This window comes from Pseudomonas yamanorum, from assembly GCF_013386765.1.
GTDB classification, from domain to species: Bacteria; Pseudomonadota; Gammaproteobacteria; order Pseudomonadales; family Pseudomonadaceae; genus Aquipseudomonas; species Aquipseudomonas yamanorum_A.
In genome coordinates, this window is record NZ_JACARE010000003.1 from 294,329 (window position 1) to 309,246 (window position 14,918).

13 protein-coding genes are annotated in these 14,918 nt (G+C 61.8%); 12 read left to right on the forward strand and 1 reads right to left on the reverse strand.

The features are described from left to right. Genes waaC through HX875_RS01975 form a run of 6 tightly spaced genes read left to right on the forward strand, consistent with a single transcriptional unit; the run spans position 1 to position 5,911 of the window. Positions 1-1,059, forward strand: coding sequence for a lipopolysaccharide heptosyltransferase I (waaC, locus tag HX875_RS01950; RefSeq protein ID WP_177041199.1), 1,059 nt, complete (start codon positions 1-3; stop codon positions 1,057-1,059). Beyond that, on the forward strand, positions 1,059-2,183 hold the full coding sequence (locus HX875_RS01955) for a glycosyltransferase family 4 protein (protein WP_177041201.1): 1,125 nt from the start codon (positions 1,059-1,061) through the stop codon (positions 2,181-2,183). The genes waaC and HX875_RS01955 overlap by 1 nt, the downstream gene beginning before the upstream one ends. Then, entirely contained in the window at positions 2,180-2,986 is an 807-nt protein-coding gene (gene rfaP / locus HX875_RS01960; protein ID WP_177041203.1) for a lipopolysaccharide core heptose(I) kinase RfaP, read from the forward strand. Before HX875_RS01955 ends, rfaP begins: the two co-directional genes overlap by 4 nt. Next, positions 2,986-3,720, forward strand: a complete 735-nt coding sequence (locus HX875_RS01965) for a lipopolysaccharide kinase InaA family protein (protein WP_177041204.1) — start codon at positions 2,986-2,988, stop codon at positions 3,718-3,720. The genes rfaP and HX875_RS01965 overlap by 1 nt, the downstream gene beginning before the upstream one ends. Beyond that, positions 3,717-4,469, forward strand: coding sequence for a lipopolysaccharide kinase InaA family protein (locus HX875_RS01970; protein ID WP_177041206.1), 753 nt, complete (start codon positions 3,717-3,719; stop codon positions 4,467-4,469). Before HX875_RS01965 ends, HX875_RS01970 begins: the two co-directional genes overlap by 4 nt. Continuing rightward, positions 4,469-5,911, forward strand: a complete 1,443-nt coding sequence (locus HX875_RS01975) for a lipopolysaccharide kinase InaA family protein (RefSeq protein ID WP_177041209.1) — start codon at positions 4,469-4,471, stop codon at positions 5,909-5,911. Before HX875_RS01970 ends, HX875_RS01975 begins: the two co-directional genes overlap by 1 nt. A gap of 66 nt (positions 5,912-5,977) precedes the next feature. On the opposite strand, the gene HX875_RS01980 is transcribed toward HX875_RS01975, so the two are convergent. Continuing rightward, positions 5,978-8,083 carry a TonB-dependent receptor family protein gene (locus HX875_RS01980; protein ID WP_177041211.1) on the reverse strand — a complete coding sequence of 702 codons (2,106 nt, stop codon included), beginning with the start codon at positions 8,081-8,083 and terminating at the stop codon, positions 5,978-5,980. A gap of 149 nt (positions 8,084-8,232) precedes the next feature. Between HX875_RS01980 and HX875_RS01985 the strand changes: the two genes are divergently transcribed. From HX875_RS01985 to HX875_RS02010, 6 genes are all read left to right on the forward strand, one after another. Continuing rightward, complete coding sequence (locus HX875_RS01985; protein ID WP_177041212.1) at positions 8,233-8,574, forward strand: YceK/YidQ family lipoprotein; 342 nt, start codon at positions 8,233-8,235, stop codon at positions 8,572-8,574. A 154-nt stretch (positions 8,575-8,728) separates the two neighbouring features. Beyond that, positions 8,729-10,486, forward strand: a complete 1,758-nt coding sequence (locus HX875_RS01990) for a carbamoyltransferase family protein (protein WP_076015509.1) — start codon at positions 8,729-8,731, stop codon at positions 10,484-10,486. After that, positions 10,487-11,383 carry a GNAT family N-acetyltransferase gene (locus HX875_RS01995; RefSeq protein WP_177041214.1) on the forward strand — a complete coding sequence of 299 codons (897 nt, stop codon included), beginning with the start codon at positions 10,487-10,489 and terminating at the stop codon, positions 11,381-11,383. Continuing rightward, positions 11,380-12,786 (forward strand): PIG-L deacetylase family protein, encoded by a 1,407-nt coding sequence (locus HX875_RS02000; RefSeq protein WP_177041217.1) that lies wholly within the window; start codon positions 11,380-11,382, stop codon positions 12,784-12,786. Before HX875_RS01995 ends, HX875_RS02000 begins: the two co-directional genes overlap by 4 nt. Positions 12,787-12,872: 86 nt before the next feature. Next, positions 12,873-14,021, forward strand: coding sequence for a glycosyltransferase family 4 protein (locus tag HX875_RS02005; protein WP_177041219.1), 1,149 nt, complete (start codon positions 12,873-12,875; stop codon positions 14,019-14,021). Continuing rightward, positions 14,018-14,902 (forward strand): glycosyltransferase, encoded by an 885-nt coding sequence (locus HX875_RS02010; protein ID WP_177041221.1) that lies wholly within the window; start codon positions 14,018-14,020, stop codon positions 14,900-14,902. Before HX875_RS02005 ends, HX875_RS02010 begins: the two co-directional genes overlap by 4 nt. Positions 14,903-14,918: the final 16 nt, after the last annotated feature.

A 14,918-nucleotide genomic window follows, 5' to 3' on the forward strand; every position in this document is an offset into this window, starting at 1 on the left:
TTGCGGGTACTGGTAATCAAGACCTCATCCCTGGGCGATGTGATTCATGCCTTGCCGGCCTTGACCGACGCGGCGCGGGCGATCCCGGGCATCCGGTTTGACTGGGTGGTGGAAGAAGGCTTCGCCGAGATTCCCACCTGGCATCCGGCGGTGGACAAGGTGATCCCGGTGGCGATCCGCCGCTGGCGCAAGAACCTCTGGCAGACCTTCAAGAGTGGCGAATGGCGGCGCTTCAAAAAGAGCGTGCAGTCGACCAAATACGACTTGGTGATCGACGCCCAGGGCCTGCTGAAAAGTGCCTGGCTGACCCGCTACGTGCGTGCTCCGGTGGCCGGCTTCGACAAACAGTCGGCTCGTGAGCCATTGGCGGCGCATTTCTATTCCCGGCGATTGGCCGTGGCCCGCGGGCAGCATGCAGTGGAGCGCTTGCGCCAACTGTTTGCCGTGGCCCTCGGTTACGACTTGCCAAAAGGCCTGGGCGACTACGGCCTCAGCGTCGAAAAACTGCTGGGCCTGCCGCCGAAAAAACCGTTTGTACTGCTGCTGCACGGCACCACCTGGGACACCAAGCACTGGCCGGAAGCCTACTGGCGCGATCTGGCCGAGCGCATGGACCGCTTTGGCGTGGATGTGAAGTTGCCGTGGGGCAACGCTGCCGAAAAGGCCCGGGCCGAACGCCTGGCCCAAGGCCTGAAAAACGCCGAAGTGCTACCCAAGCTGAACCTGGCGGGCGTCGCCCGTGTACTGGCGAGTGCCAAGGCGTGTGTCGCGGTGGACACCGGCCTCGGCCACCTCGCCGCCGCGCTGGATGTGCCGACGATTTCCCTGTTCGGCCCCACCAATCCCGGCCTGACCGGCGCCTACGGCAAGGCGCAGATTCACCTGGCCAGCGACTTCCCGTGTGCGCCGTGCCTGCAAAAGAAATGCACCTATCAACCGACCGCTGAAGACCAGCGCCGGTTTGATCTCAAGCGCGAGTGGCCACTGTGCTTCACTCGCCTGAACCCTGAGCGTGTCGCAACGCGATTAAGCACGTTGTTATTGGCTGAGGAACACTGATGCAACTGGCTTTTGTCCTCTACAAATACTTCCCCTTTGGCGGCCTGCAGCGCGACTTCATGCGTATTGCCCTGGAGTGTCAGCAGCGCGGCCACCAGATTCGCGTCTACACGCTGATCTGGGAGGGCGATGTTCCGCCAGGCTTTGAAGTGCTGGTGGCGCCGGTCAAGGCGCTGGTCAACCATCGGCGCAATGAAAAGCTCTACGCCTGGATCCAGGCCGACCTGGCCAAGCGGCCGGTTGACCGCGTGGTGGGTTTCAACAAGATGCCGGGGCTGGACGTGTACTTCGCCGCCGACGGTGTGTTCGAAGACAAGGCACAGACCCTGCGCAACCCGATGTATCGCTGGTTCGGCCGGTACAAGCACTTCGCCGAATACGAGCGTGCAGTGTTCGACAAAGACGCCAGGACGCAAATCATGGTGCTTTCCGAGCACCAGCAGCGGCTGTTCACCCAGTATTACGGCACCCAGGCCGAGCGTTTTCATTTGCTGCCGCCAGGTATCGCCCGCGACCGCCGCGCGCCGCCCAACGCTGCCGAGATCCGTGCCGAGTTTCGTCGCGAATTCGGCCTGGCCGACGATGATTTGCTGCTGGTCCAGATCGGCTCGGGCTTTAAGACCAAGGGCGTCGATCGCAGCCTCAAGGCCGTGGCCGCGCTGCCGTCGAATCTGAAGAAACGCGCCCGGCTATTTGTAATCGGGCAGGACGACCCCAAAGTATTCCAGTTGCAGAGTGCTGCGTTGGGCCTGGGCGACCAGGTGCAGTTCTTCAAGGGCCGCAGCGATATCCCGCGTTTTCTGCTGGGCGCCGACCTGTTGATCCACCCCGCATACAATGAGGCGGCCGGCATGGTGCTGATCGAAGCGGTGGTCGCCGGCCTCCCGGTGCTGGTGAGCAAGGTCTGCGGCTACGCGTTTTACATCGACAAGGCCCAAAGTGGCCGGGTGTTGGACGAACCGTTCGAGCAGGCCCAGCTCAACCAGTACCTGGTGGAGATGCTCGACGATCCACAAGCGCGCGCGGCCTGGAGCCGCAATGGTCTGGCCTTCGCTGAGACGGCCGACCTCTATAGCATGCCGCAGTACGCTGCGGACCTGATTCTGGCGGAGCCAAACCGATGAAGTTGATTCTTGCCGAACCGTTCAAGACCCTGTGGGCCGGACGCGATGCGTTCGCCGAAGTCGAGAAGCTGGACGGCCAGGTGTTTCGTGAGCTGGCCGCGCGCCGTACCCTGCGTACGGAAGTGGACGGCCGCCATTATTTTGTGAAGATCCACCGGGGAATCGGCTGGGGTGAAATCCTCAAGAACCTGATCACGGCCAAGTTGCCCGTATTGGGCGCGGGCCAGGAGTGGGATGCGATCCAGCGTCTGCAGGAGCTCGGCGTGCCCACCATGACCGGCGTGGCCTTCGGTGAAAAAGGCAGCAACCCGGCCGATCAGCACTCGTTCATCGTCACGCAAGAGTTGGCGCCCATTGTCAGCCTTGAAGACCTGACCATGGACTGGGTCAAGCAGCCGCCCGTGCCGGCGATTCGGCACGCCCTTACCGTTGAACTTGCGCGCACCCTGGGCACGATGCATCGGGGTGGCGTGAACCATCGTGATTGCTACCTGTGCCACTTCCTGTTGCACACCGACCAACCGGTCACCGTGCACAACATCAAGCTTTCGGTGATCGACCTGCACCGTGCCCAGGTGCGTTCGAAGATTCCACGGCGCTGGCGTGACAAGGACCTGGCGGGGCTTTACTACTCCGCCCTGGAGATTGGTTTGACCCGGCGCGACAAACTGCGGTTTCTCAAGGCCTACTTCCAGCAACCTTTGCGCCAGATCCTGGGTGAGCAAAGCGCGCTGCTGGCGGCGCTGGAACGCATGGCTGCCAAGCTTTACGCACGCAAGCAACGATACGGGGATGCGCTCTGATGGCGGGTTGGAACCTGGAACCTGCCTACGCCGCCCTGGCGGATGACTTTGGTAGCCTGGAGGCGGTGTTCGCCTTGCAAGGCGAGCGGCTGACCCGTGATCCGTTGTCCGAAGTGATTCGCGTGGAGCGCGGCGGGGTCAATTATTACGTCAAGCGTTACGTCGGGGCGGGCAAGGGTTTGCGCCGCTACCTGGGCAAGCCACGGGTCAAGTCCGAATGGCAGAACCTCAAGCGTTTCGCCAAGTGGGGCATTCCCACCGCCGACGTGATTGCCTGGGGCCTGGAGCGTAAAGGCCTGGCTTATCACCGTGGCGCGATGATCACCCGCGAACTGCCGAAGACCGAAGACCTGTCGGCATTGGCCGAGCGCAAAGACCCGCGACTCTCTGACCCGGTGTGGGTCAACAACATCAGTCGCCAGCTCGCGGAATACACGCGGACCATGCACGACCACCGGTTTACCCACAACGATTTGAAGTGGCGCAACTTGTTGGTGGACGACCAGCAAACCCTGTACCTGATCGATTGCCCCAATGGCGATTTCTGGCGCGGGTTCTGGCTCAAATACCGCATCACCAAGGACCTGGCCTGCCTGGACAAGGTGGCCAAGTATCACCTGTCGGCCACCCAGCGCCTGCGTTTCTACATGCAGTACCGTCAGCGCAAACACCTGGGCGCGTCGGACAAACAGCGAATTCGCCACGTGGTGAAGTTTTTCGAGGGGCGAGAATGAGTGATTTCCTGGCGGCCGAAGATCGGGCATTGCTTGAGCGCAACGGCCTCGACACGTTTGACGCGCTGTGGGCCAAGCAACTGGATGCAGTGGACGAGCCCAACACCAGTCGCGGCGGCTGGAGCAGCGTGTTTCGCCTCGAACTCGAAGGCCAGGGTTACTACCTCAAGCGTCAGAGCAACTACCTGACGCGCACCCTGCACCGGCCGTTTGGCGAGCCAAGTTTTGCCCGTGAGTTTCGTAACATCAGCCGCTATCGGCAGTTGGGCATTCCGGCGTTGCAGGCGGCGTTTTTCGGCGAGCGCAAAGTGGCGGGCGAGCATCGGGCGATGTTGCTGACCCGGGCGCTGGATGGCTGGAATGATCTGGATTCGTTGCTGGAGCAATGGCCTGAATTGAGCGAGGCGCAGCAGCGGGCGATCCTGCTGGCCTGCGGTCAATTGGCGCGCCGTCTGCACAGCGTGGGCCAGGTGCATGGCTGTTTTTATCCCAAGCATATTTTCCTGCAGGCCAGCGGCGATGGTTATGCGGCGCAGTTGATCGACCTGGAGAAAACCCGCCCGCTGTTGTTCGGCTGGCGTGACCGGGTCAAGGACCTGGAGCCGCTGTTGCGCCGTGCGCCGCAGTGGTCGCACGATCAGGTTCGCCAGTTATTGGCGGCGTATCTGGCTCAGCCTGAGGACAGTGCGCTGGTTGCAACGTGGCACCAACGGCTGGCGGCCCGGCGCAGTCACAAGGAGAACCGCTGATGCGTTTGTCCGAGCTGAAAAAAGCCGGCCGCACACCCAGCCTGCCCTTGAGCATCGAGCTGGCGGATGCCGCCGGGCCTGGGCAGTTGCAACTGCTCAACCTGCTGCGGGTATTGCCGGGCCAGCGCTATGTCGGCGCAGCCGTATGGCGCGGCCGCCCGGTGCTGGCCAAACTGCTGGTGGGCAGCAAGGCAGCGCGGCATTTTCAGCGTGAACTCAAGGGCGTGCGGTTGTTGGCCGAGCAAGGCCTGACCACACCGCTATTGCTGGCCGATGGTCTGCAGGAAGGCGAGGGCGGTTGGCTGCTGTTCGAGTTTCTGGAGGGCGCCGACAGCCTGGCCGATGCCTGGCACGCCGTTGAAGGCTTGCCGCCGTTGGCCGACGAGCAACAGGCGGTGCTCGCCGAGGCGCTGGGTGCGATTGCGCAAATGCACGCCAAGGGCCTGTGGCAGGAAGACCTGCACCTGGACAACCTGCTGCGCCAGGATGGAAAACTGTATTTGATCGACGGTGCCGGGATCTGCGTCGAAGAGGCGGGCAAGCCGCTGTCCCGCAACCGGGTGCTGGAAAACCTCGGGGTGTTTTTCGCGCAGTTGCCGAAAAATATCGAGCCGTTTACCGAGGAGTTGCTGGTGTATTACCTGCTGAGCAATGGCGAACACGCGCTGCCGCTGGAAGCGTTGCAGAAGCAGGTGCGCAAAGTCAGCACCTGGCGCTTGAAAGACTACCTGAACAAGGTTGGCCGCGAGTGCACGCTGTTCAGCGTGGTGCGCGGGCCGTTTGCCCTGCGCGCGATTCGCCGCGAGGAAGAAGCGGCGATGCTGCCAGTGCTGGACCGGGCCGATGCGCTGCTCGACCAGGGCCACCTGTATAAGACCGGCGGGGCGGCCAGCGTTGCCAAGGTCGACATTGCCGGTCGGCCGCTGGTGATCAAACGCTACAACATCAAGGGTTTCGCCCATTGGCTCAAGCGCTTCTGGCGGCCGAGCCGGGCCTGGCATTCCTGGCGCGAAGGCAATCGCCTGGCGTTCCTCGGTATCGCCACGCCCAAGCCGCTGGCGTTGCTGGAAAAGCGTTTCCTGTGGCTGCGCAGCCGGGCTTACTTGGTGACCGAGTACCTGCCGGGGCCGGACATCATTGAGCGGTTTGCGCCGTATGTTGAAAGTGGCGAGGCGCCTGAGGCTGAGTTGGTTGCCCTTGATTACCTGTTCGCCGAGCTGATCCGCGAGCGCATCAGTCATGGGGATTTCAAGGGGCATAACCTGTTCTGGCATGAGGATCGCTGGGCGCTGATTGACCTGGATTCGATGTGTCAGCATGGCTCCCTGGGCAGCTTCGCCCCGGCCTATGCCAGGGATCGGGCGCGGTTTATGCGTAACTGGCCCGAGAGCAGCGCGTTGTATCGGGTGATTGATCAGCGGTTGCCGAAAGAAGTGGGTTAGAGGTTTTAGGGCCGCTGCGCGGCCCAGCGGGAGCAAGCTCCCTCGCCACAAGTCCGGTGTCGGTTGCTAAAAGGTGTACTCGGCGCCTGCGCCTGCGTACCACGAGCGTCCTGGCGCCGCTTCGTAATAGCGGCCGTTGCCGTCCCCGACAATCACCGATCCTACGTACTGGCGATCCAGCAGGTTGTCCAGGCGCAGGGTTTGGTGGAACGTCCAGTGCTCCACCTTCTGTTCAAACCGTGCGCGCCAGTTGAAGACGCTGTAGCCCGGCGCGGCGTGTTGCTGGTTGGTGTCTTCGACGTAGACCTTGCTGCGGTACATGCCTTCCACGGCGGTGCTGACCCAGTCCCGGGGTTTCCAGTTGAGTTCGGCAAACAACGTGGTTTGCGGCACCCCGGGGAGGTAGTTGCCTTTGTCCACGGGTTTGCCGCCGCCCACGAAATCGCTGTCGTAGGTGGCTTGCAGGCGGGTGTAGGCGATGTTGGTGCTCCACTGTTCGCTGAGCTGGCTTTCGATGCCCAACTCGAAGCCACGGCGCAGGGTGCGGCCGGCGTTCTGGTAAGTGGTACGGCCGCCGCTGGATTGTTGCACCACTAACTCATCGTCCGTGGTGATTTGGAACAGTGCGGCATTGACGCGAGTGTCTTGGCCAATCCGTGCTTTCAGGCCAATCTCATATTGCTTGCTGATCGACGGCTTGAGCGCGAAGTTGAAGCCATTCGCGGTGCTGGAGTAGGCCGACTCTGCCTGGGTAGGTGTCTCGAAACCTTTGCCAGCGCTGACATAGCCATGCAGGTCGGGGGTGAAGGCGTACATTACGCTGACCGACGGCGTGTTCTTCTGGTAAGTCTTGCTACCGCTGTCGTTGCCATCGCTCAGGAAGTGGTCGTCCACGTCCATTTTCATGGTGCTGTGGCGTAGCCCTGCTTGCAGCGTCCAGTCGCCCAGCAGCCAGTTGGCCTGGACGAACGGATCTAGGCTGGTGGCTGTATCGATTTCGTCACGTCCCAAGGCACCTTTCACGCCGTGTTCGCCGTTTAGGGTGTTGGAATAGCCTTGGCGATCATCCTGGCTTCGGTCGTAATCCAGGCCGGTGATCAACGTCAGGTCGCCGGGTGCGCTGGTTATGGGCTGAAGCCAGTGGGCCGAGCCGCCATAAAACTTGCGATCAAACGCTACAACCCCTCCGCGGGCGTTGGCCGGGTTGGGGTTGCCGTTGGCAAACTTGTCAGGAATCGACAGATACTGAATCACGCTGCGGCGTCCGGTATAGGCATTCACCTGCAGCGTCGCATCACCAAAATACCGCTCGTAGTTCATCCCCAGTTGCTGGTGGTCGATGCTTTTCCGAGTGTTGTACAGCTCGGCGGCGCTGCTCACCGAGCGCGGATCCGCCTTGTATGCATCCCACGCCTGCCCGAGCGGATCCTGCGTGCCGTTCTGCTCCAGGCTGCTGTAGATCAGCGCGAGCTTGCTGTCGTCATCCGGCTCGAAATTCAGCTTGGCGAAGGTCTGGTCGCGGCGCGCACTGCTATGGTCGCGATAGCCGTCGGTGTCCATGCGCGAGGCGTCGAGCACGAAGCCTGCGCCGTTTGCCGCACCTTCGGCGGTCAGGTGGTTTTTGCTCAGGCCGTCACTGCCCACCAGCGTCTCGGCGCCGATGCGCGGCGGGCCTTCGCCGTTGCGGGAAAACATCTGGATCACGCCGCCCGCATTGCTGCCATACAGCGTGGCGGCCGGGCCGCGCAGGACTTCGATGCGCTCGGCGGTGTCGAGGTTGAACGTGGCGGCCTGGCCCTGGCCATCCGGGGTGCTGGCGGGGATGCCGTCGGCGATGAGCTTGATGCCGCGTACCCCAAACGCCGAGCGGGCGCCGAAGCCGCGGGATGAAATCTGCAAGTCCTGGGCGTAGTTCTGGCGATTTTGCACCACCAGGCCAGGAACGCGAGACAGGGCTTCCGAGGCGTTGATGCCCAGCTGGCCGTCGCTGATCTGCTCACGGCTGATGCTGTCCACCGAGTAAGGCAGGTCAAACGACGGGCTGGCGCTGCGCGAGCCGGTGACCACGCTCGGGTCGAGGACCAGCGGCGCTTCGTCGGCCTGGGCGCTATGACACAGCCCCAAAAGACCGGGAAGCAGCAGCGCGAAACGAGTAGGGGCAACAGCTTTCATGAGTAAACCAACATCCATAGAGCACGCAAAAGCGCGCGAGTTTAACGATTCAGCCGCTCTTTGCCGAATACTCTTCCTGCCGTCTGCCGCTGCCACGTCATACGCAACCCTGGGTTAAGCTGTCTGGCTGCTGCCAAAAGGAATTGCTCATGAATCCTACAAAGAATCTTCTACTCGCCGCTATGGTCCTTTCGATCACCGGGTGCGGCACCATCAATACGGTGTTTCGCCCGGACGCTGTCGCCAGCCAGAACCTCAAGGAATCGCGCAGTTATTGTGAAAATGTGCCGCGTATCTACAGCGGGGTGATCTACGGTTTTTGCACATTGAACGGCGCCCCCGACACCACCAAAGAGCACACGCGCGATGCCTCCGGCTCCTTGCCGATCTTCGCCGCCGAGCTCCTGGCCTCCGGCTTGCTGGACACCCTCGTGCTGCCCTACACCGTCTACCGCCAGAACAAGGACGGCAGCATCGAGATTTTCCGCTAGGCCTGCAGTGACAACCGGTCGCCACAATCCCTAGATCATCCCGCGCCGTGTTTACGCTATAATCCCGCCCTTTAGCTGTTTCTCGCCCAGGCGGGGAGCACACTTTTTTCAGGCGTGACGCGCCTGCATGCAGACTAAAAGAGGCTAGACCCCTGTGGCATTGACGATTCTTGGCCTGTCCGGCGCCCTTAGCCATGATCCTTCCGCAGCCTTGTATATCGACGGCAAGCTGATTGCGGCCGCCGAAGAAGAGCGCTTCGTACGCGACAAACATGCAAAGAACCGCATGCCCTACGAGTCGGCGAAGTTCTGCCTGGAACAAGCCGGTATCAAGCCTTCCGACGTTGATGTGGTGGCGATCCCGTTCGCCCCCATCAGCCTGTTCGGTGAAGCCCGCTGGCACTATGCCAAGCGATACTGGTACGCCCCGGACCGCGCCCTCGACGCGATCCTGATGGGCAACCGTCGCTACAAGCGCTATCGCAACAAGATCGTCTGGTGCCTGGAGCAACTGGGCTTCGATCCAAAGAAAATCAAGATCGAACCGGTTGAACACCACTTGGCCCACGCCTCCAGTGCCTATCACTGCTCGGGCTTCCAGGAGAAGACCGCGATCCTTGGGATCGACGGCAAGGGCGAGTACGCCACCACCTTCTTCGGCTACGGCGAAAACGGCAAGATCCACAAGATCAAGGAATTCTACGATCCGGACTCCCTGGGCGGCCTGTATGGCGCGATCACCGAGTTCCTCGGTTTCGAGATGCTCGACGGTGAGTTCAAGGTCATGGGCATGGCGCCGTATGGCGATGCCAGCAAGTACGATTTCTCGCGCCTGGCCTCCTTTGAGAACGGCGAGCTCGTGATCAACACCGACTACGCCAACGTCATCGGCCTGCGCCGCTACAAAGAGAAGGGCAAGGGCTTTTACTTCTCGCCGAAACTGATCGAGTGGCTGGGGCCCAAGCGCGAAGGCGACATCGCCGACGAGCCTTACATCCACTACGCGGCCAGCATGCAGGCGCTGTTCGAGAAGCTGGCGTTGCAGATGATCGACCACTACCTGGGCGACATCCTCAAAGACACCGGCAAGCTGGCCTTCGCCGGCGGCTGTGCGCTGAACGTCAAGCTGAACCAGAAGATCATTGCCCGTGACGACGTCAAGGAGCTGTTCGTGCAGCCGGCGTCCGGCGATGCCGGCACCGCGGTCGGTGCGGCAGCCTATGTGTCCCACGCCCGTGGTGTACCGGTAGAGAAGATGGAACACGTCTATCTCGGCCCGTCCTACAGCAACGAAGACGTGATTGCCGCGTGCGCCAAGCACCCGAGCAAGCCGGTGTGGCGCCAGATCGAAAACACCCCGAAGCGCATCGCCAAGATCATGGTCGACGGCAACCCGGTGGCCTGGTTCCAGGGCCGCATGGAGTTTGGCCCACGTGCCTTGGGCGGTCGTTCGATCATCGGTTGCCCGAGCGCCACCGGCGTGGCTGACCGGATCAACCACCAGATCAAGTTCCGCGAGCGCTGGAGGCCTTTCTGCCCGTCGATGCTCGACACCGTTGCGCCACAGATGATCAAGGTCGATCACCCGGCGCCGTTCATGACCTTCACCTTTGAAGTGTCGGAAGAGTGGAAAACCCGCGTGCCGGAAGTGGTCCATGAAGACGGCACCTCACGTGCCCAGGTGCTCAAGCGCGAGTACAACCCGCGCTACTACGACATGATGAAAGAGCTGGAAGTGCTGACCGGCAACGGCGTGTCGCTGAACACCTCGCTCAACCGCCGTGGCGAAGCGATGATCTGCTCGCCGACCGATGCGCTGAACATGTTCTTCGGTTCCGACCTGCAGTACCTGATCATGGAAGACATCCTCGTGGTCAAGGACGGCGTAGACCCCTATGACGCTGTGGTTTAAATGCTGAACCGCTTCCAGGGCTGGCGTGAACGTGGCTGGACGCCTGTCGAGGCCGAGGTTTACGTCCAGGCCTGGCAGCGTTTTGGCGGCAGCGTGGCGACTCATCCGCAGATCGTCGAGCGGCTGGCGCACCTGGCGCAGATTCCCGTGCGTTACCTGGGCTGGGAGCAGGATGGCGAGCTCAAAGGCGCGATTGCCACCTGGGGGCGCGACCTGGCCCTGTCCAAGGACGTGCTCAAGCGCAAAGGCAAAAAAGGCCTGTTCGATTTGGGTAACGCCGAAATCATCCTGCCGATTGCCGCCGATGCACAGTTGCCGTTGCGCCACCGCGCGCGGTACCTGTCGGCGCTGAATGAGGGGCGCGTAAGCACCCTCAAGCCCCAGGCCGAGCAGTTGGCCATGGCGCGCACTCCGGAAGAACTGTCGAAGAAGTTTCGCTACAACCAGCGCCGTGAATTGCGCTTGCTGGAAGAGGCGGGCGGCGTGGTGCGGGCGGTCAGCGAGTTTTCCAGCCATGAACTGGCGGCGATTTACTGCGACCTGTTCCAGCGGCGCTGGGGTTTCCCGGCGGCGGGCGCCGAGCGTCTGGCCGAAGTGTTGGAGCTGCTCAAGGAGTTCCTGTTCGGCTCGGTGCTGTTTCTCAATGACGCCGCGATTGCCGTGCAACTGGTGTATCAGGTGCAGGCACCGGAGTGGGTCAGTGCCGAGTACGTCAACGGCGGCGTCGACCCTGAAACCAAGGCATTCAGTCCTGGCAGCGTGCTGAGTTTCCTGAATACCCAAAGTGCCTGGGAGCAAGCGCGGGCCAGCGACAAGCCCCTGCGTTTCTCTTTCGGGCGTTCCGACCGTGAATACAAGGAGCGCTGGTGCAACCCGGTGCCGGTGTTCAGCGTATGAGCCGCAAGCAGCAATTGCTCAAGCAGCATCGACGCAACAAGCGTATTGCGCTGTTGGTTGGCCTGTTGCTGCTGGTGGCTGTCGGTGTGCTGGTGGCCTGGTGGTTGCCGCTGGTGCTGGCGGTGGTGATGTGGGCCGCCCATGAAGCCTGGTTTGCCGATCACCTGTTCTACTCGTCTAAAGACGACTATGAGTACGCGTTTCCCGAGGGGAGCGCGTGCGCGGGCCTGCGTCTCGAATCGGGGCGGCTGGTGATGGATACGCCCTTGGCTGACGATGAAACCCTGATCGTCGGGGTTGAGCTCAAAAGCTCCTGGTTCGGACGTTTTCTCGATCCGGCGGTGGACGTGTTGGGTCTGGATGCGCCGGACCGGCAAGTCTTCGAGCGTGGCGTCGCAGGTCGGCGTTACCTCAACCTGACCGGTGCGGGCGAAGCACTGGCCGGCGGCAAGCTGCGTTTGCGCGGGCGTTTCTGCCGGATCAAGGGGCAGCCGACACTGTGGCGGTTCCGCCAGCCGGATTACCGTCGCCAGCGGGTGATGGTGATCGCCCCCCATGCCGACGATGCCGAACTGGCCGCCTTCAGCCTTTACAGCCAGGCCGATGAGAGCTGGATCGTCACCCTCACGGCGGGCGAAATCGAAGCCGATCACTATCTACAGATGGGCCTGCCCAAGGCCGATGCCGCACGGCTAAAAGGCCGCTTGCGTGCCTGGGACAGCGTTACCGTGCCTCGTTGGGCGGGCGTTCCCGAGGCGCAGTGCGTGCAGTTGGGTTACTTCTGCATGCAGCTGCCGGCCATGCAGGCCGCGCCGGACCAGCCCCAGGCGTCCCGGGAAGCACAACTGGACGATACGCGGCTGTTTCGCCAGTTCAACGCCCTGGCCTTACCCGGGGATGTAGACGGCGCCCCGACCTGGAGCAACCTGATTGCAGACCTGCGGGCGTTGCTGCTCAAGGCGCGCCCGCAGGTGATCGTGTTGCCGACGCCGCTGCTGGACCCGCACCCGGATCACATCTGCGCGCACGCTGCGATCATCGAAGCCCTGCAAGGCCTGGAATGGCAGCCGGGCACATTGCTCGGCTATGCCAACCACCTGCATGATAATGATCGTTGGCCCATGGGCGATTCGGGCGCGGGCGTGGCCTTGCCGCCGCGTTTTGATGCCACGCCGCAGCTTGTGCCTTGCAGCCTGCGGTTGACGCTGGGCCAGCAGCAGGACAAGGCCATGGCCCTGGGCATGATGCACGACTTGCAGCCGAGGGCGCCGTTCAAGCGCCGCGTGCGCAGGTGGTTGCAGCAATTACTGGCGGGCCGCAGTCCATCGCCTTACGGAGAGAATGAGTTCTTCCGCAAGGCGGTACGCCGTCATGAGTTGCTCTGGGTGTTGAAGCAGGATTGAGACCTTATTGAAGGCAGGTGTGCAGCGCCTGCCGCCCCTTTTTCGCCGGGCTGCGTGCCCGCAGCCAGATTGCAGCATGGAGAGTTATGAAGCCTCGTTTCAAGGTTTTACAGTTACAGCCGGACTACAACGTCAAGACCCACGACTTCGCCGACCTCGGCGAGCAGATCGTCAAGGCCTTGCCGGCTGAACGTTTCGAGGTCACATCCGGGTTTCTCAGCGGCCGTCCGCTGCCCGGCCAGCCCCTGAGCGTGGCTGAACACTCCCATTACTTCGAGCTGCCGGAAAAATCCCTCAAGGGCATTCGTTTCGGCGCCATGTGGCAGATCTACAAGTTTTGCCGCGAGCAGAAATTCGACGTGGTCATCTGTAACCGCTTCAAGTCGGTGAACATGATGCTGTCCCTCAACCGTTGGCTGAAGATCCCCCTGTGCATCGGCATTTCCCACGGTTTTGGCGAGTACGCCCGTGGCTACCGCCGGCGCCAGACGCAGAAGTGGGTCAGCCCGGCGTGGCGGTTTGTCGGGGTCTCGGAGGCGGTCAAGGATTACCTGGTGGACCTCAACTGCGGTTTTACCCGTGAAAACACCACCTTCGTCACCAACGCCATCGACATTCCACAGGCCGAAGCCTTGCAGTTGCCTCGCGATGAAGCGCGGCAGGTGCTCGGCTTGCCGCTGGATGCACGGATGATCGGTGCCCTGGGCCGACTGGTGCCGATCAAGGGTCACACCCATTTGCTGCAGGCTTTCGCCACCCTCAAGGACAAATACCCGCAGGCCCAGGTGGGGATCATCGGTTCCGGCCGCGCCGAAGCGGACCTGCGTGCCGATATCGAGCGCCTGGGTCTGACCGGCCGCGCACACCTGCTGGGCTTTCGTGAAGATGGCATGAAGTACGTGCGCGCTTTTGACATCTGGACCATGCCATCGCTGTTCGAAGGCCTGGGTCTGGCGCTGCTGGAAGGCATGAGCGGCCATCTGCCGGTCATTGCCTCCAATGGCCCTGCGATGTTGCCGTTGGTGCAAGGGGCGGGCGGCCTGTCCCATGATCCGGGCAATGTCGAGCAGTTGGCGGCGGCGCTGGATACGTACCTGGCACTGAGCGACGAACAGTTGCGTGCCAAGGGCGAACAAGTGTTCCGCTACCTGGAAGAAAACCACACCCTGGACGAGTTCCGGCGCAAGTATTTGAACCTGATCGAAACCGGTCTGCGTGAAGTAGGTAGAGCATGAGTCTGCAGCAACCCCTGGTCACTGTGATCATTGCGTCTTACAACCACGGCCCGTACATCGAGCAGAGCATCCTCAGTGTGCTCGGCCAGACCTACCCCAACATTGAGTTGCTGGTGGTGGACGACGGCTCCAAGGATGACAGTGTGGAGCGCATCCAGCGCTTGCAGGCTGAACACGGGTTTGATTTCCAGGTCCAGCAGAACCAGGGCCTGACCAACACCCTCAACGGTGCCATCGCCCGCGCCAAAGGCAGCCTGATCGCGCCATTTGGCTCCGATGACATCATGCTGCCCGAGCGTATCGCTACGCAGGTTGCCTACATGGAAGGCAAGCCGAAGATGGGAATCTGTGCCGGCAATATCGAATTGATTGATGGTGACGGCAAACCGTATCCGGAGAAGAAACAACGCCGCGACTTGCCGTTTCGCAGCCTGGATTTCGATGATCTGTTCCTGGATCGCAAGCCCTTTCCTCCGGCGCCGACCCTTATGATCCGCCGGCAGGCGCTGGAAGAGGTCGGGGGTTTCGATCCGCTGATTCCGTTGGAAGACTTGCTCATCGAATTGAAGATCACCCACGCCGGTTACACCATCGACGTGTTGAATGTGGTCATGGCGCGCTATCGCCAGCACGCGACCAACACCTACAAGAATCATCGCTACATGATCCAGAACATCCTCAAGACCTACGGGTTGTTCAGCGATCATCCTGCCTACGATCAGGTTCGCTATAACTTCCTGAACTCGATGTTCCTCAAGACCGCCGACCGTGACCGCCCGCTGGCGCGGGAGATTCTCAAGCAGATTCCCTTGAAGTTCTGGGGTCGCAAGACCTTGCGTGGGTTGGTGCGCCTGTACCTGGCGCCGCAGCGCAGTTCGTAAGGCTTCGGCCTGGCCA